Annotated in this window: 25 protein-coding genes; 12 read left to right on the top strand and 13 right to left on the bottom strand. The window is 61.5% G+C overall.

Annotated elements, in window-relative coordinates:
- Positions 1-267: 267 nt before the first annotated feature.
- Positions 268-2,568, bottom strand: coding sequence for a hypothetical protein (locus tag EYD00_RS10260; RefSeq protein WP_004443396.1), 2,301 nt, complete (start codon positions 2,566-2,568; stop codon positions 268-270).
- Positions 2,569-2,638: 70 nt separating this feature from the next.
- Positions 2,639-3,937 (bottom strand): adenylosuccinate synthase, encoded by a 1,299-nt coding sequence (locus EYD00_RS10265; protein ID WP_004443399.1) that lies wholly within the window; start codon positions 3,935-3,937, stop codon positions 2,639-2,641.
- 242 nt (positions 3,938-4,179) lie between these two features.
- Between EYD00_RS10265 and EYD00_RS10270 the strand changes: the two genes are divergently transcribed.
- Positions 4,180-5,067 (top strand): DMT family transporter, encoded by an 888-nt coding sequence (locus EYD00_RS10270; RefSeq protein ID WP_006700330.1) that lies wholly within the window; start codon positions 4,180-4,182, stop codon positions 5,065-5,067.
- A gap of 51 nt (positions 5,068-5,118) precedes the next feature.
- Here EYD00_RS10270 and EYD00_RS10275 read toward each other — a convergent pair whose 3' ends face one another.
- Positions 5,119-5,652, bottom strand: a complete 534-nt coding sequence (locus EYD00_RS10275; protein WP_034498831.1) for a transglutaminase-like cysteine peptidase — start codon at positions 5,650-5,652, stop codon at positions 5,119-5,121.
- Positions 5,653-6,311: 659 nt separating this feature from the next.
- On the opposite strand from EYD00_RS10275, the gene EYD00_RS10285 reads away from it, so the two are divergent.
- Positions 6,312-6,896: a transglycosylase SLT domain-containing protein gene (locus tag EYD00_RS10285; RefSeq protein ID WP_004443407.1), complete on the top strand. Its 585-nt coding sequence runs from the start codon at positions 6,312-6,314 to the stop codon at positions 6,894-6,896.
- Positions 6,897-7,140: 244 nt separating this feature from the next.
- Here EYD00_RS10285 and EYD00_RS10290 read toward each other — a convergent pair whose 3' ends face one another.
- The 5 genes from EYD00_RS10290 to EYD00_RS10310 form a co-directional block, all read right to left on the bottom strand.
- A complete protein-coding gene (locus EYD00_RS10290) occupies positions 7,141-7,755 on the bottom strand; it encodes an alpha/beta hydrolase (protein WP_004443409.1) in 615 nt (204 codons plus the stop codon).
- Between the two features lie 249 nt (positions 7,756-8,004).
- On the bottom strand, positions 8,005-8,949 hold the full coding sequence (locus tag EYD00_RS10295) for a VOC family protein (RefSeq protein WP_034498700.1): 945 nt from the start codon (positions 8,947-8,949) through the stop codon (positions 8,005-8,007).
- A gap of 160 nt (positions 8,950-9,109) precedes the next feature.
- Entirely contained in the window at positions 9,110-10,186 is a 1,077-nt protein-coding gene (locus EYD00_RS10300) for a siderophore-interacting protein (protein WP_034498697.1), read from the bottom strand.
- 207 nt (positions 10,187-10,393) lie between these two features.
- Complete coding sequence (gene ung / locus EYD00_RS10305; protein ID WP_004443416.1) at positions 10,394-11,086, bottom strand: uracil-DNA glycosylase; 693 nt, start codon at positions 11,084-11,086, stop codon at positions 10,394-10,396.
- 18 nt (positions 11,087-11,104) lie between these two features.
- On the bottom strand, positions 11,105-11,500 hold the full coding sequence (locus EYD00_RS10310) for a VOC family protein (RefSeq protein ID WP_004443419.1): 396 nt from the start codon (positions 11,498-11,500) through the stop codon (positions 11,105-11,107).
- Positions 11,501-11,747: 247 nt separating this feature from the next.
- Here EYD00_RS10310 and EYD00_RS10315 point away from each other — a divergent pair, with 247 nt between their 5' ends.
- On the top strand, positions 11,748-12,104 hold the full coding sequence (locus tag EYD00_RS10315; protein ID WP_004443420.1) for a YbaN family protein: 357 nt from the start codon (positions 11,748-11,750) through the stop codon (positions 12,102-12,104).
- Between the two features lie 15 nt (positions 12,105-12,119).
- Here the strand turns inward: EYD00_RS10315 and EYD00_RS10320 are convergent, their stop codons facing one another.
- From EYD00_RS10320 to EYD00_RS10330, 3 genes are read right to left on the bottom strand one after another with little or no spacing between them, the layout of a single operon-like run.
- Positions 12,120-12,902: a heme ABC transporter ATP-binding protein gene (locus tag EYD00_RS10320; RefSeq protein WP_004443422.1), complete on the bottom strand. Its 783-nt coding sequence runs from the start codon at positions 12,900-12,902 to the stop codon at positions 12,120-12,122.
- The gene (locus EYD00_RS10325; protein ID WP_004443425.1) at positions 12,899-13,987 is read right to left on the bottom strand and encodes a FecCD family ABC transporter permease; all 1,089 of its coding nucleotides are present in this window, start codon (positions 13,985-13,987) and stop codon (positions 12,899-12,901) included. Before EYD00_RS10325 ends, EYD00_RS10320 begins: the two co-directional genes overlap by 4 nt.
- Positions 13,984-14,877, bottom strand: a complete 894-nt coding sequence (locus EYD00_RS10330; RefSeq protein ID WP_004443429.1) for a heme/hemin ABC transporter substrate-binding protein — start codon at positions 14,875-14,877, stop codon at positions 13,984-13,986. The genes EYD00_RS10325 and EYD00_RS10330 overlap by 4 nt, the downstream gene beginning before the upstream one ends.
- 186 nt (positions 14,878-15,063) lie before the next feature.
- On the opposite strand from EYD00_RS10330, the gene hmuQ reads away from it, so the two are divergent.
- The 6 genes from hmuQ (at position 15,064) to EYD00_RS10370 (ending at position 18,801) form a co-directional block, all read left to right on the top strand.
- The gene (hmuQ, locus tag EYD00_RS10335) at positions 15,064-15,411 is read left to right on the top strand and encodes a heme-degrading protein HmuQ (RefSeq protein ID WP_004429958.1); all 348 of its coding nucleotides are present in this window, start codon (positions 15,064-15,066) and stop codon (positions 15,409-15,411) included.
- A 9-nt stretch (positions 15,412-15,420) separates the two neighbouring features.
- Positions 15,421-15,945, top strand: coding sequence for a heme utilization cystosolic carrier protein HutX (gene hutX / locus EYD00_RS10340; protein WP_004443430.1), 525 nt, complete (start codon positions 15,421-15,423; stop codon positions 15,943-15,945).
- Between the two features lie 335 nt (positions 15,946-16,280).
- Positions 16,281-17,057 (top strand): YbaY family lipoprotein, encoded by a 777-nt coding sequence (locus EYD00_RS10350; RefSeq protein WP_004443433.1) that lies wholly within the window; start codon positions 16,281-16,283, stop codon positions 17,055-17,057.
- Positions 17,058-17,264: 207 nt separating this feature from the next.
- Positions 17,265-18,149: a formyltetrahydrofolate deformylase gene (gene purU, locus EYD00_RS10360; RefSeq protein ID WP_006700424.1), complete on the top strand. Its 885-nt coding sequence runs from the start codon at positions 17,265-17,267 to the stop codon at positions 18,147-18,149.
- Positions 18,150-18,194: 45 nt separating this feature from the next.
- Complete coding sequence (locus EYD00_RS10365) at positions 18,195-18,491, top strand: type II toxin-antitoxin system RelE/ParE family toxin (RefSeq protein ID WP_004443439.1); 297 nt, start codon at positions 18,195-18,197, stop codon at positions 18,489-18,491.
- A gap of 4 nt (positions 18,492-18,495) precedes the next feature.
- Entirely contained in the window at positions 18,496-18,801 is a 306-nt protein-coding gene (locus EYD00_RS10370; protein ID WP_004443440.1) for an addiction module antidote protein, read from the top strand.
- Between the two features lie 11 nt (positions 18,802-18,812).
- Here EYD00_RS10370 and EYD00_RS10375 read toward each other — a convergent pair whose 3' ends face one another.
- Both EYD00_RS10375 and EYD00_RS10380 read right to left on the bottom strand, forming a co-directional pair.
- The gene (locus EYD00_RS10375) at positions 18,813-20,207 is read right to left on the bottom strand and encodes a sensor histidine kinase (protein ID WP_004443442.1); all 1,395 of its coding nucleotides are present in this window, start codon (positions 20,205-20,207) and stop codon (positions 18,813-18,815) included.
- Complete coding sequence (locus EYD00_RS10380) at positions 20,204-20,884, bottom strand: response regulator (RefSeq protein WP_004443444.1); 681 nt, start codon at positions 20,882-20,884, stop codon at positions 20,204-20,206. The genes EYD00_RS10375 and EYD00_RS10380 overlap by 4 nt, the downstream gene beginning before the upstream one ends.
- 69 nt (positions 20,885-20,953) lie before the next feature.
- On the opposite strand from EYD00_RS10380, the gene EYD00_RS10385 reads away from it, so the two are divergent.
- The 3 genes from EYD00_RS10385 (at position 20,954) to EYD00_RS10395 (ending at position 23,819) form a co-directional block, all read left to right on the top strand.
- Positions 20,954-22,033 (top strand): ABC transporter substrate-binding protein, encoded by a 1,080-nt coding sequence (locus EYD00_RS10385; protein ID WP_077987473.1) that lies wholly within the window; start codon positions 20,954-20,956, stop codon positions 22,031-22,033.
- Positions 22,034-22,419: 386 nt separating this feature from the next.
- Positions 22,420-23,328: a Bug family tripartite tricarboxylate transporter substrate binding protein gene (locus tag EYD00_RS10390; protein WP_153776944.1), complete on the top strand. Its 909-nt coding sequence runs from the start codon at positions 22,420-22,422 to the stop codon at positions 23,326-23,328.
- On the top strand, positions 23,325-23,819 hold the full coding sequence (locus tag EYD00_RS10395; RefSeq protein WP_004443450.1) for a tripartite tricarboxylate transporter TctB family protein: 495 nt from the start codon (positions 23,325-23,327) through the stop codon (positions 23,817-23,819). The genes EYD00_RS10390 and EYD00_RS10395 overlap by 4 nt, the downstream gene beginning before the upstream one ends.
- The last annotated feature ends 103 nt before the right edge of the window (positions 23,820-23,922 follow it).

Consider the following 23,922-nt stretch of genomic DNA (forward strand, 5'->3'; position numbering starts at 1 on the left):
TGCCGCTTACCCCCCTCTGCCCTGCCGGATATCTCCCCCACAGGTGGGGAGATCGGCAAGACGCGCTACCGCCGCTTTATCCTCGGCCGTTGAGTTGGTCGAGACCTCGCGGCATATCGATCTCCCTCCCTGTGGGGGAGATGCCCGGCAGGCAGAGGGGGGGGTGAGCCGCACCCACCAACATCCCCGAAACCCATCACCTGACACAGCAAAGACACCGCCGTAGCCATGTAACGAAAAGGGCGGCCTGAGCCGCCCTTTCAATCCTTATTGACCGCCCGTCGCCGGCGCTGATGCCGCCCATTCGCTGAGCGCCTTGTCGAAAGCGGCGATGCCGTCATTGCCCTTTTGCAGGGTCAGCAGCGCACGGCGGCCATTGCGGTAGGACACCGGAATATCGATCCAGTTGCGGCTCTTCAGAAGCTCCAGATTGGTCTTCATCGCATCCGGGAAGTCGTTGAGCGCGATCATGTGGAAATCGTCGGTGATCTTGGCCGGAACGGCGATCAGCGCGTTGCCGCGATCCTGCTCGGTGCTCTTCATCGCAATACGCTGGACGCTGTCGATCGCGCCGCCTTCAAAGCCGGGCGAAACCGAGAAGACGATTTCGATCAGATGGCTCGCCGGCAGCGACGGATCGGTGTTGCGTTTGAAGGTGATCAGCGCGCTGAGGCCACGGCCGGGAACGGTAATCTGCCCCTGCACGGTAGGCGAAGGCTTGCCTTCGGCATCATTTTCCTGCTGCAGCGACCAGGACACGCTGCCCTGAATCGCGGTCGGAACCGTCTGGCCCAGCACTTCCTCATAAAGGAACATGCGGTCGCCGGAAGCCGCGGCAGCAGGTTGCTGTCCGGCGGGTGCGCCAGCCGGTGTGCCGGCAGGTGCACCTGTATTGCCGGCCGGGCTTTCGCCTGCCGGTGGAGGCGCAACATTCTGCTCGTAGACCGACTGACCTTCCGCCGTGACGGGCTGGCCGTTCGCGCCCGGTGCCTGGCCCTCGTCACGCTCGGTGCCATCGGCCAGAAGCCGCTGGGTGAACTTTGTGCCGGTAACCGAACCGTCATCGCCATGCGACTGGTTCGGGTGGTTGTTTGGTGTGGCCGTCGGTTGCTGCTGGCCGGCCGCAGGCGGCTGCTGGGTCGCGGGCGGCGTGGTGGGCTGCGTCTGCGCCGTCTCCGGCGAAGATGTCTGGGTACCACCGTTCTGGGCAGAATTGACCAGCCCGCCGACCATGTCGTTCAGCGCATCGCGGTTCAGCCAGAAGGCATAACCACCGCCGGCAAGCAGCGCCACGCCCACAAGTGCCAGCACCACGGAGGCATAGTTGCGGCGCGGCTTCTTCTTGACCATGTAGGCAGGCGTTGCCGCAGCCGCGCCGAGGCCGGGCGTTTCATCCGAAGACTGGCGGGTGGTGGACGACGCGCCGTCGTAACCGATCAGCTCGTCCAGATCATCCCAGGGCGTACGCTCCCTGTTGTCCTTCGCCTGCGCCTGATCGCCGAAGGGATCGTTATCGGCACGCGGCAGGACGGGGGCGTCTTTGGCGGGAATGGCGATATCCGCATCCTGAAAATAGGACGAGAAATCTTCCACGACGGCCTTTTTCGGAGTGGCCTCCTCGCTCTGTCGCTGCTCGGACAACTCGTCCCGGGCGCCGAAAGCCGGAGTCTGGCCGAACCGCTGATCCGCATCGTCCCGCCTTTCGGGATCCAGCGTCACTTCCGGTTCCTGATAATGATGCGCGGGATAATCGGCAACGAGCGGATGCTCATCCGCCTCGGCGCGCCTGTCGGCATAATCGTCCGCCGCGCGCAGGTCCTCGTCCCGCGCCTCATCCAGCTTGCGCCAGTCATCTTCATCCACCGGCTGCGCCCAGTGGGCCGGAACGGACGCATCCTCTGCGAGCGGTGCGGTTTCGAATTCACGATCATGCTCGTCGGCCGAACGATAGGCCGGCTCTTCCTCCGCACGGGTGAAATAGGTTTGATGCACCTCGTCGGAAGCGACGGGCGATATCGGCGCCACGGGCGCGGGCGCCTCATAAAGCTCTTCCGGCTCGGCTTCGCCATGCTGTTCTACGCGCGGCTGTGGCTCAGCGTAAACCTGCTCATCCCGCTCGGCTACGGGCGTTTCACGGCCGGGTTCTTCTTCGGTGGCCTGCTCTTCGTAGACCGGCTCGCGCTCGTCGGCCTCGACGGGGGCGGGCTCCTCATAAACCTGCTCCTGCTCTTCGTGCGTAACAGGCTCGGCCGCATGCGCCGCGCGGTCGTCTTCTTCGATTTCGTGCTGGTGGTAAGGCGCAGCCGCGTCTTCGGCGACGGGGGAGAACGCGTCATCCTCCTCCAGCGCCGGAAGCGCCTCGGCATATTCGCTGTCCACCTCGGCAATGGCGGCGTCCAGCTTGGCGATCTGCCGGCGCAACAATTCTTCCGGCGGACGTGGCTTCATATTCTCGAGCTGGCGCACAACCGCACTGCGCGCCTTGTCGTAAACCTTCGCCCGGTTTTCGGGAGTATTGTTCGCCAAGCCATCCACGGCCTTGCGAATGACTGCTACAAAATCCGCCATAAGCACTTTCTCGTCGTGACCGGCGACGTACCGGCCCGATATGGTTTATGAATCTAGATCGCCGAGGACATTAATCCTCAAACGGATCAGTCACAAGTATGGTGTCGTCACGCTCGGGACTTGTCGACAGAAGCGCAACCGGCGCCCCGATCAGTTCCTCCACCTGCCGGACGTATTTGATTGCCTGAGCAGGCAAATCCGCCCATTTTCGGGCACCGACGGTAGATTCTTTCCAGCCTTCCAGCGTGATGTAGATCGGCTCCACACGCGCCTGCGCGCCCTGGCTGGCCGGAAGATGATCGATTTCCTGCCCGTCAAGCTTGTAGCCGACGCAGATTTTCAGCTCATCCAGACCGTCGAGAACGTCAAGCTTGGTGAGCGCAATGCCGGTAATGCCGTTGGTGGCGACCGACTGGCGCACCAGCGCGGCATCGAACCAGCCGCAACGGCGCTTGCGGCCCGTGACGGTGCCGAATTCATGACCCTTTTCACCCAGGAACTGACCGATTTCGTCATTGAGTTCGGTCGGGAACGGGCCTTCGCCAACGCGCGTGGTGTAAGCCTTGGTGATGCCGAGGATATAACCCAGCGAACCAGGACCCATGCCCGAGCCGGCAGCGGCCTGGCCGGCAACCGTGTTGGAAGAGGTCACATAGGGATAGGTGCCGTGGTCGATATCGAGCAGCGAACCCTGCGCGCCTTCAAACAGGATGCGGGCACCGGCGCGGCGCTTCTTGTCGAGCAGCAGCCACACGGTTTCGCTGAACGGCAGGATGCGCTCGGCAATCGAGCCCAGCTCTTCCATGATCGTTTCATGCGAGACTTCGGCCGCACCGAAACCGCGACGAAGTGCGTTGTGATGCGTCAGGATGCGATCGACCTTGGCGGAAAGCGCCTCCATGTCGGCGAGATCCATAACGCGGATAGCGCGGCGGCCAACCTTGTCTTCGTAAGCCGGGCCGATGCCACGGCGTGTGGTGCCGATCTTGGTGCCGCTGTTGGAGGCGGCGTCTTCGCGCATGCCATCCAGTTCACGGTGCAGCGACAGAATGAGCGTGGCATTGTCGGCGATACGCAGGTTTTCCGGGGTAACCTTGACGCCCTGCGCTTCCAGACGGCCGATTTCGGCGATCAGCGCATGCGGGTCAACGACGACACCATTGCCGATGACGGCGAGCTTGCCGGGACGCACGACGCCGGACGGCAGAAGCGAAAGCTTGTAGCTGACACCATCAATGACAAGCGTGTGGCCGGCATTGTGACCGCCCTGGTACCGCACGACGACATCTGCCCGCTCGGACAGCCAGTCAACAATCTTGCCTTTGCCTTCGTCGCCCCATTGCGAGCCGACCACCACAACATTCGTCATTTCTTGCTTTCCTGCTCATGGCGCTTGCACGCCCGATAACCCGATGGGAAACCCAAACCCGCGAATGTATACTGTGTTGTTTTACGGAAAGCGACCCTGTTTCTTATGGAGAATTTTGCTTTTTCCGTGACAAGCCGCGGATTTCCCGCATTATCTCGCCCCGTGGGCGGCCAAGCGCGGGTGCAAGGCCGCCGCTCACCCCTCACCGTTTTCCCGCCCTTATGAAGAAGCGAAACATCAGCGTGCCTTCGAAAGCCTATATCGCCCTCATCATCGCCACGCTCTGCTGGGGCGGCAACACCGTTGCCGGCAAGCTCGCCGTCGGCCACATCAGCCCCATGGCCTTCACCTTCCTGCGCTGGGTCTTCGCCGTCGCCATCATCTTTGCCATTTCAGTGCCGCAGTTGATCAAGGACTGGCCGGTGGTGAAAAAACGCCTGCCCTATTTCTTCGTGCTCGGCAGCGTCGGTTACACGGCCTTCAACGTATTTCTCTACACCGCCCTGCAGCACACCTCGGCCATCAATGCCGCCGTCATACAGGCCGGCATTCCCATGGTCATTTTTGTTCTGAACTTCATCCTGTTCCGTACCCGGGTGCTGTTCGGCCAGATCGCCGGTTTCTGTCTGACCATTGCAGGCGTGGCGCTGCTCGCCTCGCATGGCGATCCGGTCTCGCTGCTGCAACTGGAAATGAATGTCGGCGACGCCGTCATGCTGCTCGCCGTGCTGGTTTATGCCATCTACACCGTCATCCTGCGCTGGAAACCCACGGTCGACTGGCGGACGCTGATGGCCATCCCCGCCTTTTTCGCACTGCTTACGTCTGTACCGCTGGTCTTCTGGGAAATGTCGCGCGACAGCGTCGTCTGGCCGGATCAGAAGGGCTGGGTGCTGGTGGTCTATGCCGCCATTTTTGCGTCACTCATCGCACAGATCCTTTACATCAAGGGCGTCGAACAGATCGGCGCCAATCGCGCCGGCCTGTTCATCAATCTGGTGCCGGTTTTCGGCACGTTGCTGTCGGTCGTCGTGCTCAGTGAGACCCTGCACACCTACCAGATCGCAGCACTCATCATGGCGCTGGCCGGCATTGCCGTGGCGGAACGAAAAAAATCGCCGGCTTCCTGAACCCACAGGGTCAGAAAACCGGCGCAGTCTGGCAGGCATGAAAGGATGGGTTTAAAGCGCGGTTTCGCGCTCGACCGGAGAAAGGGCGGCATTGCCAAGGACGATATCGCCCTTATCGGTGGTGACGATGAGCACTTTTTCGAGCGATCCGTCATTGTTCAGCGAAAAGGCAAGGCGCAACGCACTGGAAGACCAGCCAGCGCCGGCAAGGGCGGCGCGCTTGATCGCGGCGCAGTCACCGCAATCTCCAAGGTTTGCAGAAGGCGTTGCCGGAAGATCGGTTGCGAGACCGGAAAAATAATCGTCGAGCGCGCCCATGGTGGTGTTCACATCGCGGTTGACGCGCAACAGTTCCTCACGGCGCTCGGCCGTCAGCGGCGCCGCGATGGTCGAAACGCATTGACCGGCGGAAAGGACGCAGCCATCGAAACCATCAGGTGCGGAAACACCAATCTGCGTAACGGCGGACTTCTCGACGGCGGCAAAACCGCGGGCAAAACCGGCAGCGCCAGCCGCGTCGGCATGGTTGGACATGGAAGCAACGGCAATTCCGCAGATGGCGGCAGCAATAATCTTCTTCAGCATTTTCATACCCCGTTTTGCGATCCGCCGGCTTGTGCCGGTCTCGATTTAGTTGTGGAGCGTCTCTTTCAAGGGACGCTCTCCGTCTGTGATCCCACAATGGCACAACACTGTTTTCAGCCGCTTTAAGCCGATTGCTACAATTTTACCGGTTTTCATTTTTGTACAGCGGGCGCGATTTATGAACATGCGCCGGTATCGTCGCCGCGGATTCCGCGGCAACGTCGGGAAGAGCAAAAGGGGCCGCATCGCTGCGGGGTATCAAAGGGTGGTAGAGGGTTTTGCAAACGATGCAGCCCCGGCTTCAAACACATGACCCGCCCGCCAAACCGGTTCCTGTTTGGAGGATGGGCATATGCCGGCCGCCCTGACCGTGACATCGGGAAACTCCCCGGTTTAGGCCGCCTGCCCCGCCCATCCTGCGCCGCGCGCACGCCTGATGACCGGTATGGGCAAAGTATAATCTGGCTGGCAGCACCGGGGACGCGCGGGGATGACGCATTCTGAAAAAAGGCGCCGGGAGGCGGCTTCGCCCCATCCCGGCCACAGGAATTTTCAGCGGGTTAACGACCGCCCGATCGGCGGCATTTGAATTAACCTTGTCTTAAAACCCGACGTTAATGGTTAGCAATTTAAGAATAACGGAACGAAAGGGTTCCGTTATGCGTGGCGTATTTGCCGTTGTTTTCCTGATGCTCGTTCTCGCCGGCTGCGCCACCGCACCGTCGCAGGTGACCAATGCCTGTGCGATTTTCGAGCAGCGCAACGGCATCTTCAACAATTGGCGGCGTGATGCGAAAGCGGCAGAACGAGAGTTCGGCGTGCCCGTGCCTGTCATGATGGCGACGATCTATACCGAATCCGCCTTCCGCCCTTATGCGCGGCCTCCGCGCACCAAGCTGCTGGGCTTCATTCCCTGGAAACGGCAATCGACGGCCTATGGCTACGCCCAGGCACTCGACGGCACATGGAGTGTTTACCAGCGAGAAACCGGCCGCTGGTCGGCAAGCCGCACCGATTTCACCGATGCCATCCACTTCGTCGGCTGGTATCACGCCAAGAGCCGCCGCGAAAACGGCATTGCACTGAACGATCCCTATAACCTCTACCTTGCCTATTATTCCGGCCATGCCGGTTATGCGAAGGGCAGCTGGCGCAACAATTCAGCCGTCCAGAAGGCTGCCCGCCGCTCCGCCAACATGGCGTTGCGTTACGAGGCGCAGTTGCAGCAGTGCGGGTATCGTTGAGGCTGGGCGGGACGAGGCTGGTCTAGGGATTACTTGACGGAGCAGTAAATCCCTCCTCCGTCATCCTCGGACTTGACCCGAGGATGACCTTGAGTTTGGGCGAATGCACATCATCCGCGCCCCGTCACCCCGGACTAGATCCGGGGTCCAGTGCCATCAAGTCCTTGATCGCGAAAGACTCTTTTCACGGCACAGACGCGCCGTGGCTGATGCCGGGTCAAGCCCGGCATGACGGAAGACAGCATCACTCCCCGTAAACCGAGAGAAATTCCCGCACGGCATCAATCTCGCTGGAGCGAATTTCATGCCCGCCCGGATGCCATACCGTCTCCGCGGCTCCACCCTGCGCCTTCAGGCTCTGTTCCAGCGCCTTGGTCAGCGGCACCGGGCAGATCGGATCGCGCTCACCCGCCGTGATCAACACCCGGCGCGTGGCTTTGGCAGGGGAAATCTTCGGCTCGAACGGGATGAGCGGATGCATCAGCACTGCGGCATCGAAAAGCCCGGGCTGTTCGATCAGCACATTGGCGAGAATATTTGCGCCATTGGAAAAGCCGAGGCCGATGACCGGACCGGCCTGATAATGTTCCCGGTTGGCCTTGACGAAATCCGCAAGCTTCCCGGTGGCCCGGGCAAGATCGGCCATGTCGTACACGCCCTCGCCGGTGCGGCGGAAAAACCGCGCCGCGCCGTGTTCGGAGACATCACCGACAGGCGAGAGGATGGTTGCCTGCGGCAGGAGACGCGAGCCGAAATCGAAGAACTGGTTTTCATCACCGCCAGTGCCGTGCAGCAGGACGAAAAGCGGTGCACCGACAGCACCGGCGCGGGACTTGTGGAAATAGCTGTCCTTGGTCATCGAAAAATCCTTTCTGGAAGGAGAGGTTCAGTGGCATCCACGCGGCTTTTTCAGCCGAACGGAGCATTCCCATGTGGAGCAAGTGCCGCTTGCTTCTTCTCCCCGAGGGGAGAAGTCCGCGGCAGCGGGATGAGGGGGCGAGGGTGCGGTCTATCGCTGGCGTTGCCCCCCTCATCCGTCCCTTCGGGCCACCTTCTCCCGCAGGGGAGAAGAAAGCGCGGCAACATCCTGCCAAAAGCCATCGAGCGATTAAGCAGCCTTCTCATCCCCCAGCGGCTCCAGATGCTCTTCCAGCACGGAGCGCAGATGCGCATGCTGGGTCGGCAGCTTCAGCGCCTCGCCGAGATGGGCGGTGTCCTCGTCGCGGTCGAAACCCGGCTCGTTGGTGGCAACTTCAAACAGCACGCCGCCCGGCGTGCGGAAATAGATCGCCCAGAAATAATCGCGGTCGATGACGGGTGTCACCTGATAGCCGGTGTCCATCAGCGCCTTGCGCACCTCCAGCTGCTTTTCGCGGTTTTCGACCGCAAAAGCGATGTGGTGCACGGAGCCAGCACCCAGCCGCGCGCCTGATATATTCGGCATGGTTTCGATGTCGATGACATCGGCACCGTTGCCGCCGGGCATACCAAGGCGCAACACGCCGTCCTGACGGTCGACTTCCTGATAACCCATGAATTTCAAAAGCTCGGCCGTCGCACCTTCATCGCGAAGTCGCAGCGACGCACCCTGAAAACCATGGATCGCCTGATCCTGACCGACGCCATTGCCGATCCACTGCGCACGGTTGTCATCCCTGACCTCGACCAGCGCAAAACCGTCACCATCGGGGCCTGCGAAATGCAGGCGCTTGTTTCCAAAGGCGTCGTCGGCCTTCAGGCCATCCACGCCGGCCTTCGAAAGACGCTCCTGCCAGTAGCCGAGCGACCCGTCCGGTACGGAAAACAGCGTCGTGCCCACTTCGCCGGTGCCGGGACGGCCGCGGGCGATATGTGGAAACGGGAAATAGGTCATGACAGAGCCGGGCGTGCCGACTTCATCGCCATAATAGAGATGATAGACATCAGGCGCGTCGAAATTGACCGTCTTCTTTACCCGGCGCAGGCCGAGCGTATCGGTGAAAAAACTGTTGTTCTGGCGCGCGCTCGCCGCCATGGATGTGACGTGGTGCAGGCCCTTGATCTGGTTGAGCATGATAAACCCCTTCTTGCCTGGCGGGCCGCATGGTTGGGCCCGTCCTCTTCATGGCGTAAAGATGGGGTAACAGTACTCTCGGGCATAGAGTGGACAACGGGAACGGATTGTTCCCGAATGGTGAACGATAAAACCGACTGTTCAACGACCGATGAGCCAGTCAATGATCGTCCGCGACACCCAGGCTCCAGTAACCGACCGCGCGCAGAGCAGCTTTCGGCACGGAAATCTCGTCGGTAAGGAAGGATTTTGCCGCCCTCGCCTCGGATTTTTCGCAGGCGACAAAGACGTGCAATCCTTCATGATCCCCGCTCCAGGCATGGTCGCGCAGCGCTTTTTCAATAAGGCCGGCGGTGCCGGCGGCCTTGCCGCGACGATAGAGCCATGTCCACTCGACATTTGCCGCGCAAACGATTTCCTGCCGCTCGGCTTCGTCATCGATCTCGGAATAGACGCTGAGCTTCTTCCCGGCCGGCATTTCGGCCGCCATGCGCAGCATCACCGGCAGCGCCGTCTCATCGCCGGCAAAGACATAACGTTCGGCCTCCGGGCAGACACCGCTCGGGCCGATGATGCCGAGAACATCACCGGGCTTGGCCGTTGCGCCGAATGTCGCGCCCGGCATGTGGTCACCCTCATGCATGACGAAGTCGATATGGACTTCACCGCGCGCGATATCGCCGGAACGGATGGTGTAGACGCGGCGCGTGAGAAGATCCTCGCCCGAGGGCCAGACGATGGCCCCGGTGGGCGCAAGATAAGGCCAGACCGGCGCTCGGGCCTGATCCGGGACCAGAAGCAGCCGCACATGCATGCCGCCCGTCATCAGCCTTTCAATGCCGCTTTCGACGGAAACCACCAGCCGGCGCATATGAGGTGTCAGATTATAGGCGCGGGCAATCTTGCCGACGAAAAGATTGGGCAGTTCGCGCTGCTGCGCGCCATGGCCGCTCCAGCGGAAATCCAGCCCCGTCTCCCCGGAAAACTCGACAATATGCTCGGCCACCATGGCCTTGACCGACATCAATATATGTTCGGAAATGCAGCTGACGCTTGCGGCGAAACGACCGCCTTCTGCGCTGAAACGGCCATGGCCGTATTCGGTCTTGAACCGCACTGTCGCGCCTTCGCGCTCCATCTCCATATGCTCGGAAAAATGATCCTCGAAAGCATCGACGATCGACAGCGGATCGGGCAGCGAGACGGAGGTTTCGGCAGACAGGAGAGACACGGGCATAATCCTTCACTTCATAGTCTAGTATTCTTTAGACCGGAGGTTGCCGCGCGTAAAGACATTTTGGTTTTGAATCCCGTCATGCCGGACATGATCCGGCATCCAGCCAGCCCAAGTCTTTGGGCTGAAAGGACTCTTCTCGCCGCGCAGACGCGCGTCGGCTGGATTCCGGCTCACGGCCGGAATGACGGAAGTATATGCAGGGAGGGCTTACACCGATTCCGGCAATTGCCAGTCGATCGGGTCGCGGCCATGGGAGATGAGAAAGGCATTCGCCTTGGAAAAATGGCCATTACCGAAAAAGCCGTTATGGGCGGAAAGCGGTGACGGGTGCGGCGAGCGCAACACCAGATGTTTGCGCTGGTTCACAAAGGCCGCCTTCTTCTGGGCATACGAACCCCAGAGCAGGAAGACGACATGGTCGCACTCGTCGTTGACGGCGCGGATGACGGCGTCGGTGAATTTTTCCCAGCCCTGCCCCTGATGCGAGGCGGCGCGGGCCTCTTCCACCGTCAGCACGCTGTTGAGCAGAAGCACGCCCTGTTTCGCCCAGCTTTCCAGAAAACCGTGGCCGACCGGGCGAATGCCGAGATCGGCCTGCAATTCCTTGTAGATATTGACGAGCGAGGGCGGGATGCGCACGCCGGGCTGCACGGAAAAGCACAGTCCATGCGCCTGGCCGGCGCCGTGATAGGGGTCCTGCCCCAATATGACGACCTTCACCTCATCGAGCGGTGTCAGATCGAGAGCGCGGAAATAGTCCGCGCCCTTCGGGAAGATACGCTTGCCGGCTGTCTTTTCCGCAAGCAGGAACTCTTTCAGCTTTTGCATGTAGGGGCTGGCGAATTCTGCGGAAAGCACGCGCTTCCAGCTGTCTTCGAGTTTAACGCCTGCCTCTGCCATGCCTGCCTCCATCAGAGCTTATTTGAACCGGTTGCCGCGCTGCAGCACTTCGATCTTGTAACCATCGGGATCGCAAATGAAAAAATATTTTGCGAAAGGCTGGCCCTTGTAATCGGCCTCGATGATCTTGCCGGGGGAAAGCCCGATCTCGTTGAAGCGCTGATGCTCGGCGTCAACATCGGCAACGCTGACGGCGAGATGGCCATAACCGTCGCCCAGCGCATAGGGCACTTCGCGGCCACGGTTGACGGTCAGCTCCAGCTCGAAATCGCCCTCGGCATTGCTGAGATAGATCAGCGTGAAATTCTCGAACTCGGCGCGTTCCGCCACTTCAAGCCCGAAAGCCTGTTTGTAAAATTCCACCGAACGCTTTTCGTCCAGCACCCGGACCATCGAGTGGATCAGCTTGGCCATGGTGTTTTCCTTCTTCTTCCTGTTGACGGCCCGGTTATGCTCCGGGCATCGCGGCCAAGGGGATAAAGACAGTGTGCGGCGCTTTCAACCCTAAAGGCACGACACAGGGCCGGGGAGAACGCAGATCACGGCAAATGTGATGGCAAAAGCTGCCGGTTTCCGGTGCGGTGGAGCCTGCGGCAACGGGACCCATCCTTTTCGGCCCACCGCTCTATCCTGAGTGGTAAAGCCATGATACCGGCTAGGCATGCGCCTTTTATACCTCTGTCTTGGCTGGCTTATGGTCGCGACCGGCATTGTCGGCGCGTTTCTTCCCGTTTTGCCCACCACGCCTTTTCTGCTTCTGGCGCTCTGGTGTTTTTCCCGCTCCTCGCCAAAACTCGAGGCGTGGCTTCTCGCCCATCCCAGATACGGCCCTTCCCTGCGGCGATGGCGCGAACGCGGCGCAATAGCCCGCAAAGCCAAGATCGCGGCGCTTTCGGCCATGTCCGTCAGCTACGCCGCTTTCTGGTTCCTGAGCGAGCCGCCGCCGTTGCGCGCAGCCGTCGTCGCCGCCGTCATGCTGGGCTCCGCGCTCTTCATCGCCACCCGCCCGGAAAATTGAGGCGGAGGACAGCCCCTATCGGTGGCGAGACTGCGGAAGTACGTAGGGAATATGCCGCGCCGGCAGCCGGCCGACGACACCACCAATGCCATAGACCCTTGCAATGGTCTCATCGCTGATCGTTTCCAGCGATGGGCCACTGGCCGTCACCCGGCCGCCATGCATGACGATAAGTTGATCGGCAAATTCCGCGGCCAGATTGAGATCGTGCAGGATGGCGAGAACCAGCCCGCCGCCGCTTGCAAAATCCCGCGCCGTTTCTAGCACGGCGATCTGGTGGCCGATATCGAGACTTGCGGTGGGCTCGTCGAGGAAGAGCGCCCTTGCCTCGCCATTTTCAACCGGGTTCGGTACCTGCGCCAGCGCCCGCGCAAACTGCACCCGCTGCTGCTCGCCGCCTGAGAGCATATTGTAGGACCGCTGTTCGAAACCGCGCAGCCCGGCCTTGGCAAGAGCCCGGCGGGCCTGCTCTTCCGGCGCACGCGACCCCTGCGCGACCGCCCCCATGCGGACGATTTCGAGCGCAGTGAAAGGGAAGGCGAGCTGGGTGCTCTGGGGCAGCACGGCGCGGAGCCGCGCAAGCTGGACCGGCGTGAACACCGGCAGGTCGACATCATTATAGGTCACCAAACCGGCCTCAGCGCGCATCTCGCCCGAGAGAACCTTCATCAGCGTGGATTTGCCGGCACCGTTGGGACCGATGATGACATTGACCTTGCCGGGTTTCAGATCGACGCTGACTTCATCAAGCAACCGACGGCCGGAGCGGATGAGGGTAAGGTTTTCGGCCCGGATCATGACATGTTCCGCATGGAAAAACCGCCGCGTCCCAGCAGCAGGAACAGAAAGACCGGCGCACCGATGAGCGCCGTGACGACGCCGATCGGCAGTTCCGCCGGTGCGGCCACCGTGCGGGCGAAACTGTCGGCCAGCAGCAAAAGCGCCGCCCCGCCAAGGGCGGAGGCCGGCAGCAGGAAACGATGCGACGGGCCGATGGCGAGGCGAAGCAGATGCGGCACGACGATACCGACAAAGCCGATGGAACCCGCCGCCGCCACGCTCGCCCCGCAGGCGGCGGCAACGGCCAGAATGACGACCCGTTTCAGCCGCTGCACCGGTATTCCCATATGGAAGGCGGCCGCATCCCCGAGGATCAGCGCATCCAGCCCGCGCGCGACGAAGGGAATGATGGCGAGAACGACGATGATGAAAGGCAGGGTGGCCAGTACCTTGGCGGGCGTTGCCCCGCCGAGTGAACCGAGCGACCAGAAGGTGATGTCGCGCAGCGCCCGGTCATCGGCGACGAATATCATCAACCCGGTCATCGCACCGCTGATGGCCGCCACCGCAATGCCGGCCAGAATGAGTGTGGTGGTTGAGGTCGCGCCGTCCTTCGTGGCGATCAGATAAAGCACCCAGGTGTTCAGGAGCCCGCCGAAGAAGGCCATGATCGGCAGAAAGTGAGGGCCGAAAAACAGCGCGACCGTGGCAAGCGCGCCTTCCCCGAGCGAAATGGCGGCAACAGCAAAGAGCGCAGCGCCCGAGGTGACGCCGACAATACCGGGATCGGCCAATGGATTGCGGAACAGGCCCTGCATCATTGCCCCTGAAACAGCGAGTCCCGCGCCGATCAACATGCCGAGCGCCGTGCGCGGCAGGCGCACCGCCTCGAGAATGATCCTGTCGCGCGCATCGAGCTGATTCGCGCCGCCGGTGAGATAGGCAAGGAGTTCAGACATGCCGACGCCCGTGGGTCCGCTGATCAGCGATACGCCACAGGCAAACAGCAGGATGCCGACGAGCACGACAAGGGCAACAACGCCCTGACGGGATCTGTCGCCCGCAACGCTGCCCTCGGTCGAACTCAAGACGGCTAGGCTCACGGCTTCACCACATCAGGATAGAGCTTGTTTGCCAGCTCCCGGCCTGCAGCGGGTGTACGGGGGCCGAAACCGATAAGATAAAGCCCATCCATGCTGATGAGCGCCTTGCTGGCGGCGGCGGGTGTAGACTGGAACGCGGGAAGCGCGAAAGTCTCATCCGCCTTGGCGGCGTGGTCGCCGCGCGCCATTGTGAGCACCACGTCGGGCGCCGCGGCAATGACCGCCTCGTCCGTCAGCGGTTTGTAACCGGTAATGTCCTCCGCCGCGTTGATACCCCCAGCCATTTCGATGATCGCCGCCGCCTCAGTATCCTTGCCCGCCGCCATGACGCGGCCACCGGCAGTGGAAAGCACGAACAGAACGCGTTTCCGGCCCTGTTCCGGCACGGCGGAGACGTCCTTGGTGAGCGCATCAAGCCCCGCCCTGGTCTCGGCAGCCAGCGCCTTCGCCTTGTCAGAGAGCCCCACGGCCGCACCGACATCCTCGATCTTTTTAGGGATTGCATCGCCGCTCGGCGGCGTATCGACGGTGACGAAAGGCACCGCGCTGGCTTTCAGGATGGCGATGACGTCCGCAGGGCCTGAGCCGTCTTCGGAGAGAATGAGATCGGGTTTCTGCGACAGGATACCTTCTGAAGACAGTGCCCGCATATAACCGACGTCAGGCTTTGCAAGCGCATCGGCCGGATAGCTGCTGGTGCTGTCGCGCGCCACGATACGGTCTCCTGCACCCAGCGCATAAAGGATTTCCGTAACCGTACCGCCCAGGGCAACGATGCGTTTAGCCTCCGGATTACCCTTGTCCGAAGCCATGGCGGCCGGCGCGGCAAAGGCAATTGCGGCGGGCACGAGGGCGGCGAAAACAAAGGAACGAAGACGGGAATTCAACATGGCGTGATCCTGAAAAACGACCCGGCGCAGGTTCACCCGCGCCGCTAATCTTGAGTTATTTACACATGTTTATACGCCGCGCAATCGATAAGTGGAGTATTTTTGTTCGCTTTGGCGTGAACCCCTTCCCAACCCCGTCCGCGGACGATATCCTGACTGAAACAGGAAACTTAAAGGGAGACTTTCATGTTTATCGCAATGAACCGCTTTCGCGTCGTGCCGGGTTACGAAGACACGTTCGAATCCATCTGGCGCGAGCGCAAATCGCATCTGAGCGAATTGCCGGGCTATATCGAATTTCACATGCTGAAGGGCCCGAAGGCGGACGATCACACGCTTTATGCCTCGCACACCGTCTGGGCCACCAAGGACGATTTCCTTGCCTGGACGAAATCCGAACAGTTCCGCGCCGCCCATGCCAAGGCCGGCGAGAACCGCGGCAAGGTGGAATATCTCTCCGGGCCGCATTTCGAAGGCTTCGACGTCATCATCCACGAAGACAAGAATGGCGAGCGCCGTTCGATTGCCGCCTGAGGCTACCCGATGAGCATTGCAGTCCAAAAGACGGACGACGACAGGCGGGCACGCGCCGCCGCCGCGCTCGCTGAAAAACCTGATGGCATCGTGGAGGCCATCGCCGCCAAGGCCGAGGTGACACCGGCTGAAATTCTGGCGATCCTGCCCGAAGGTGCCGCCGTTTCCGCTGCCGCCGACCGCTTCGACACCATCTGGAGCGAGATGCGCGGCTGGGGCGAAGTCCTGATGATCGTGCAGACAGGCGATATCGTGCTGGAAGTGCCGGGCCATCTGCCTGAAGGCACGGAGAGTCACGGCTGGTTCAATATCCACGGCGACAGTCCCATCGGCGGTCACATCAAGAAGGACAATTGCGCCGGCATCACCTTCGTCGACCGCGGCTTTCACGGACGCCGCTCCTGTTCCGTCTGGTTCATGAATGCCGCCGGCGGCGCCATGTTCAAGGTGTTCGTCCGCCGCGATGAGAACAAGGAGTTGCTGGCCGAACAACTGGCGAAGTTCGAAGCGCTGCGGAACGGTTTCCGCGGCTGAGAGCTGAGCGGAGGCCGCCGGCAAGGAGTTGCTCCCTTGGACGATGCGGCCTCCCACCACCCTCATTCCTGTGCTCGTCACAGGAATCCAACCAGCCCAGGTCCTTCGGCTGAAAAGAATCTTCCCGCCACGCAGACGCGTGTCGACTGGTGTCCTGTGACAAGCACAGGAATGAGGGCGGAGGGGATTCAAATGGCATAGATCCTCCCGTTGGTCCCTTGCCATCCACACCAAATGTCCACCTGACCGGATTTGAAAATCCGGTTCATCGCACGTTCAGTGCCGTTTTTTATCATCCGGTTCAATTCCACCGGAACCAGCACGGAGCAAGCACCATGACCGACCACCAGCCCCTTCTTTCGCGCCGCAGTTTCGCCGGTCTTCTCGCGCTTGCCCCGCTCTTTGCGGCAGGCGGGGCGGCGGCGGCACCGGCGAGCCTGCGCGGCAGCGTCTCCTATCGCGAACGCATCGCCCTGCCGCCGGGCGCAACCGTTACCGTGCGCCTGATCGATGTGTCGCTGGCGGACGCGCCGTCACAGACGATTGCCGAAACCACCATTCGCCCGCGCGGCCAGGTGCCGGTGCCCTTCGTGCTGCGTTATGACGACCGCGACATCCGTGGCCGCCGCTCCTATGCGCTGAGCGCCGAAATCCGCGACCGCGACCGGCTGCTCTTTACCACCACCCGGCGCTATTCCGTCCTGACCGGTGGCCGCGACGAAACCGATCTCGTGCTGGAGCGCGTCGGCGCCGGTCCGGGCCGCCCGGAGCCGGAAGCCGGTATCGAAGGGAGCTGGCTGGTCGAGGAAATCCGCGGCGAGAGGGTTCGCGGCCGCCGGCAGGCGACGCTGGAAATCTCCCGCGAAGGCCGCGTTTCCGGAAATGCCGGCTGTAACGGCATTGGCGGTGAAGTGAAGATCAACCGTAACCGTGTCGATTTCGGCCGGATGATTTCCACCCAGATGGCCTGCGCGCCAGACATCATGCGCCAGGAGCGGCAGTTCATCGAAGCGCTGGAAGGCGCCCGCTCCTTCAGGCTGGAGCCGCGCCGCGGCGCGCTGGAACTGCTCGACGGCCGCGGCCGCACGGCAATGCGCCTGCGCCGCGCCTGAGGTTGGCGACCGCCCCGGCAAAACACCCCGCGTCGCCGTGCTGGCCATGGAACATTCCATGTCGCTTCCGGCACGGCGCGCTTCCCTTTCCCGCCCTATGACTTTGACTGCGTTCGTCTTGACGCTTTGCTCCACCGCGGAGCTGCGCTATGGAACGCGCCGAACTGCGTCGGCTGATACCGGCGCGACGTCTCTGAGGGAAAACGAATGACATCCTATGTTCTGACCGTAGCCTGCAAATCGACCCGCGGCATCGTCGCCGCGATTTCCGGTTATCTGGCGGAGAAAGGCTGCAATATCGTCGACAGTTCGCAGTTCGACGACCTCGAGACCGGCAAGTTCTTCATGCGCGTCTCCTTCATCTCGGAAGAGGGCGCCTCCCTTGAAGCCATTACCGACGGGTTCCGGCCGGTGGCGGAAAAATTCGGCATGGAAGCGGATATCTACCCGGACGGCCAGCGCATGAAGACGCTGCTGATGGTGTCGCGTTTCGGCCATTGCCTCAACGACCTGCTCTATCGCTGGAAGATCGGCGCGCTGCCGATCGACATCGTCGGTGTCGTGTCCAACCATTTCGATTATCAGAAAGTTGTCGTCAACCACGACATCCCCTTCCACCACATCAAGGTGACGAAGGAGAACAAGCCGAAGGCCGAAGCCCAGCTCATGGAGCTGGTCGAGACAACAGGCACGGAGCTCGTCGTGCTCGCCCGCTACATGCAGGTGCTCTCCGATGACCTCTGCCGCAAGATGTCAGGCAAGATCATCAACATCCACCACTCCTTCCTGCCGAGCTTCAAGGGCGCGAACCCCTACAAGCAGGCCTATGAGCGCGGCGTGAAGCTGATCGGCGCGACAGCGCATTATGTAACAGCCGATCTCGACGAAGGCCCGATCATCGAGCAGGACACGGTGCGGATCACCCACGCGCAATCAGCCGATGACTACGTTTCGCTTGGTCGCGACGTGGAAAGCCAGGTGCTTGCCCGCGCCATCCACGCCCACATCCACCACCGCACATTCATCAACGGCAACCGCACCGTGGTCTTCCCGCCAAGCCCGGGAAGCTATGCTTCCGAGCGGATGGGGTGAGTTAACCGTCATTGACGGAATGACAACCAGGGTTTACATTCGGCCATGCTCACGATCCGGGAAACAAGCGAGTTTGCCGATTGGCTTGCCGGTCTGCGCGATCTGCAGGCGCGTGCCCGCATCGCACGGCGCATTTACAGGCTGGCAGACGGCAATCCAGGAGACGTAAAGCCGGTCGGCGAAGGCGTCAGTGAGCTCAGGATCGATTTTGGACCCGGATATCGGGTCTATTTCTTCCGGAACGGCGATGTCGTGATCATATTGCTGTGCGGTGGCGACAAGGCATCACAGTCCCGCGATATTGCCAAAGCCAAGAAATTGGCCCGAGCACTCAAGGAATGAGACCATGCCACTTGTGACACGCGATTACGATGCTGCCCGCTATCTTGATAGTGACGAAGCACTTGCCGCCTACATAGCAGACGCCACTGAGAACGGCGACGCACAGGAGCTTGCCCACGCTCTCGGCGTCGTGGCGCGAGCCAAAGGCATAACCGATCTTTCGAGACAGACCGGCCTTCCCCGTCAGACGTTGTACAAGGCGCTCAGCGGCGAGGGAAACCCCGAACTGGCAACGATCGCCAAGGTCGCCGATGCATTGGGCTACAAACTTTCCCTGGTGGCGAAATCACCTGCGGATACAGCCGCCTGACAACCCGCAGTCTACGATGCGTTCTCCGCTCCATCAAACACCACCCGCGCTCTCAGCCCACACCCACCCGCACCATCCTCCAGCATCAGCCGCCCGCCGAACAGCCCGGCGATCTCCTCGATGATCGCAAGGCCGAGGCCGGCGCCGGGGGCCGCGTTTTCTTCGCCGCGGGCGAAGCGCTGGCGCACCATGGCGCGTTTTTCAGGCGGGATGCCTGGGCCGTTATCTTCCACTTCCAGCCAGACGACGCCCGTCTCCCTGCCCACGCGCACGGTGACTTCCGCGCCGCGACCGGCATAATTGATGGCGTTGGAAACGAGGTTGCCGATCAACTCGCCGATCAAGAGCGGTTCGGCGAGAATGGTCGCCTCGACCTCGCCTTCGAAACCGAGATCGATACCCGCCTCAGCGGCCCGCGGCACGAAATCGGCCGTCACGTTCTGCGCCACAGCCACGAGGTCTATCGCGGAAAAATCATGTTTCTCGCTGGAGCCGGCAGCATCGATATTGGCCATGCGCAGAAGTTGGGCAAGGATATGCTCGGCATGGGCGACCGATGCCCCACCCTTCAGCGCCGCCGCCTGCGCTTCCTCAAGGCTGGCGGCGCGGGCGGAAAGAGCCAGCTGGGTGCTGATGATGGCAAGCGGTGTGCGCAGCTGGTGGCTGGCATTGCCGGTGAAATGCCTGAGCGCATCCAGCGCCGATTGCAGCCGCACCATGAAGGAGTTGACCGTCTCCACCAGATTTTCCACCTCGACAGGCACGGATTGGCGGATGGGGTGCAGATCGTTCGGGCTGCGCTCGGCAATGGCTTCACTGAGCCGGTAAAGCGGGCGCAGCGAAATCGTCACCGCGATCCAGACGATGATCGCCGCCCCGACGATCATCAAAAGCAGGCGCAGCGCCGAGCGCAGGATGATGGCCTGCGCCAGCTGGCTGCGGGCAATGGTGGTTTCGGCAACCGTGACGGAAAAGGGCACGGAATTAATGCCAGTGGAAGCGAAACGCCTGATGGCAGCGATGCGGATCGGTTCATCGCGAAACACGGCATCACGATAGGCGGGCGTATCACCCTTCGGGTTCGCGACCGTCGGCAGGTTCTGATAGCCGGTGAGGAATTGCCCGTTCGGCCCGTCGACACGGTAAAACACCCGGTCCTGGGCAGCCGATGTCAGCATTTCCAGCGCCACATAGGGAATGTCCACTTCCAGCGAACCGTCCTCGGCCACCACCACCCGCTCGGCAATGGCGAGCGCGGAACCGGAAAGCACCCGGTCTGAAACCACATTGGCGGTGTTGACCGCCTCGCGCCAGGTATCGGTCAGCGCAACGCAGCCGATGATGGCGGTGGAGATGAGGAGCCAGCCTAGAAGTCGCCGCCTGAGCGAATAGGCGGCCTGTATCATTCAGCCATCTCCGGCAGCTTTTCGAGATAATAACCGATGCCGCGCGCCGTCTTCACCGTCAGCCCGTGCGGCGCGAGCCGCTTGCGCAGGCGGCTGACATATTGCTCGATGGCATTTGCGGAAATATCGTCGTCGAAACCTGTCAGTGACTGCACGATCGCCTCTTTGGCGACAACCTTGCCCGCCCGCATGAACAGCACCTCCAGCAGCGCCACTTCGCGCGCCGGAATATCGAGCGGGCGACCGTCCGCCGAAAAGGTGCGGGAATTAAGATCGAACAGCACCTTGCCGAAACTCAGCGCCGAAGAGCGCAGCCCGGCATTACGGCGCAGAAGCACCCGCACCCTCGCCTCGAACTCGGTGATATCGAAGGGCTTGATCATGTAATCGTCGGCACCGAGATCGAGCCCCTTGACCTTTTCTTCCGGCGTGCCGCGCGCCGTCAGGATCAGCACCGCCGCCTTGTCCTGACGCGATCGCATGGAGCGCAGCACCTCGATGCCATCCATTTCCGGCAGGTTGAGATCGAGAATGACCAGATCGAAACTTTCCGCCGTAATTGCCGCATCGGCGGAGGCGCCATCAGAAACCACATCCACCGCATAACCGCTGCCCCGCAGAAGCGCCGAAAGCCCTTCCGACAGCACCTGATTGTCCTCGACCAGCAAAATACGCAAATCTTCCTCCTGCAACATTGCCGAGTTTAACCAGACCCTTACCGCTTGTGAATGGCCAGCGCCTGCGGCATGATCTTTTCCATGCGTATCTGCCTTCTTCTCTGTCTCTGTCTCTGCATGGCCTCGCCTGCGCTTGCCCAGGCCGTCGTTTTTCCGGCTCCCTCCGGCAAGGCGGATGCGCAGACACTGGTGGTCTATTCCTCGCTCGACGAACCGCTGGCGACCCCGATGATCGAGGGTTTCCAGAAGGCCAATCCCGATATTGCCGTCCATTATGAGGATATGCTGACCGGCGAAATCTACGACCGTATCGTCAAGGAAACCGATGCTGGCAAGAAGACCGCCGATTTCGCCTTTTCCTCGGCCATGGACCTGCAGGTGAAGCTGAGCAATGACGGTTATGCCCAGCGGTCGGATCTCGCCATGAGCGCCCGCTGGCCCGCCTGGGCGAACTGGCGCAACACCGCCTATGCGCTGACCTTCGAGCCGGCGGTTTTTGTCTATCACAAGCCAAGCTTCACCACCGAAAAGCCGCCCGCCACCCGCGCCGAATTTGTCGATTATCTCGAACGCCACGCCAAAGAGGTGCATGGCCGTATCGCGACCTATGACATCGAACGCTCCGGCGTCGGCTTCCTGTTCATGTCACGCGATCAGGAACAGTTCGGCGATATATGGAGCGTCATCAAGGCCATGGGTGCCGCGGGTGTGAAGGTTTATTCCACCTCCTCGGCCATTCTGGAGCGCGTCTCCGACGGCCGCTTCGTGATGGGTTACAATATTCTCGGCTCCTACGCGGCAGACTGGGCCTCACGCCACCCGGATGTCGGCATCGTTCTGCCGAAGGATTATACCGTCGTGATGTCGCGCATCGGGCTGGTTCCGGAAGCCGCAGCCAATCCTGAACTCGGCCGCCGCTACCTCGAATTCTTCATGTCCAAGGAAGGTCAGACGATCATGGCCCGGCAATTGCAAATCCCCGCCGTCAGCCCGGAAGTGGCGGGCGAAAACACGGCGAACACCATGCAGGCCATCCACGGTGCGCAATTGCGGCCGGTCCCGGTCAGCCCCGGCCTGATGGTCTATCTGGATCAGGTCAAGCGCACCCGCCTCATCGAGCGTTGGAACGAGGCGCTGCGGTCGCAGTAGGTTTGAGCGCCCCCACCATCCCTCAGTCCTGTGCCTGTCACAGAAATGAGGGTGAAGCAGGCTTCAAAGGCGCAAAACAAAGCCGTCCACACGCCACAGTGGACGTCCGGCACAAATTAATAGAGAGTAAATGCGCAAGGACTTGCGTTGCGTCAGTTAGATGACAGCTTTTTGTGATGCTCTGCAATCCTTCTTCATTCCGTGGAGGCGGAAGAAGATGCGGGAGGAAATCTTGAGGATTGCCAAGGCCCAGCGTTGAGTACTCAGCGTCGGCACAGATGCGCCCTGAAGCCCCTTCCGCATAAACGAAAAACGACGCCCAAAAGGGCATCCTGAGGAGGGTTTTCTACGTGAAACATTTTCTTATCGGCACATTTCTGGCGGGCATGATCGCGCTTCCGGCGGCTGCGGCAGATTACACCGTCATCGCACCGGCCAATCCCGGTGGCGGCTGGGACCAGACCGCGCGCTCGCTGCAGAGCGTGCTGCAGGAAGAAGGCATTTCCAAGAGCGTTCAGGTGCAGAACGTACCGGGCGCCGGCGGCACCATCGGTCTTGCGCAATTCGCCAGCCAGCAGAAGGGTAACCCGCACGCCCTCATCGTCGGCGGTTATGTCATGGTCGGCGCGATCCTCACCAACAATGCGCCCGTGACGCTGAAGGAAGTGACCCCGATCGCCCGCCTGACCGGCGAATATGAAGCGATCGTCGTTCCGGCATCCTCGCCGCTGAAGACCATCGGCGATCTCATCGACCAGCTGAAGAAAGACCCGGGCAGCGTTTCCTGGGGCGGCGGCTCTGCCGGCGGCACCGACCATATCGCCGTTGGCCTGATTGCCAAGGCGGCCGGCGTCGATCCGACCAAGATCAACTACATCGCCTATTCCGGCGGCGGCGAAGCACTTGCCTCGATCCTCGGTTCGCAGGTCACCGCTGGCGTTTCCGGCTATGGCGAATTCGAAGGCCAGGTGAAGGCCGGCACGCTGCGCCTTCTCGCGGTCACCAGCGAAAACCGTCTTGAGGGCGTCGACGCACCGACGCTGAAGGAAAGCGGCCTCGATGTCGTGGTTCAGAACTGGCGCATGGTTGCGGCCGCTCCCGGCATTTCCGCCGATCAGGAAAAGGCCATCAATGCCGACGTCGAGAAGCTGGTGAAATCCGCCAAGTGGCAGGAAACCCTGAAGACAAAGGGCTGGATGGATACCTATCTCGCCGGTGACGCCTTCAAGGAACAGCTTGCCAAGGACACCGCCGCCACCGAAACCATCCTCAAAGACATCGGACTGGTAAAATGAGCCAGGGTTCCAACCCTTCGCATGATCAAAAGCGTCGCCCCGACCGGGCGGCGCTGGTCATCGCCGTCGCCCTCGTCGCCGTTGCCAGCGTCATCTTCTGGGATAGCGCCCGCCTTGCCAGCGTCACCGGTTATTCCCCTGTCGGCCCGTCAACAGTACCCTACGCCATCGCCTTCTGTCTTGTCGGACTGGCGATCTGGACGGCCGTCGAGGCCTGGCGCGGTGATTTTCCCGAGCGCGACAGGCAGGAAATCGCTCCGGTCGTGTGGGTCATTGCCGGCCTTGCCGCCCAGATGCTGCTGCTGACAGTTGCCGGCTTTTCCATTGCCACCGGTCTGCTGTTCGCCTTCACGGCACGCGCTTTCGGCAAACGCAAGCTCTGGTTCTCGATACCGGTCGGCATTGTGCTGAGTTTTGCCATCTGGATCGTTTTTGCCCAGCTGCTGCAGCTTTCGCTGCCCGCCGGACCTCTGGAACGGCTGTTCTTCTGACAGCCATTCCAACCATATTCGAGATCACAGGAACCGCCGGCGCGCACTGACGCCAAAGCCAGCCGTTCCGCCCGCCCTTCCGCTCGACAGGGGGACATCTGTC

The organism is Agrobacterium sp. 33MFTa1.1, assembly GCF_004328495.1.
GTDB classification, from domain to species: Bacteria; Pseudomonadota; Alphaproteobacteria; order Rhizobiales; family Rhizobiaceae; genus Agrobacterium; species Agrobacterium pusense.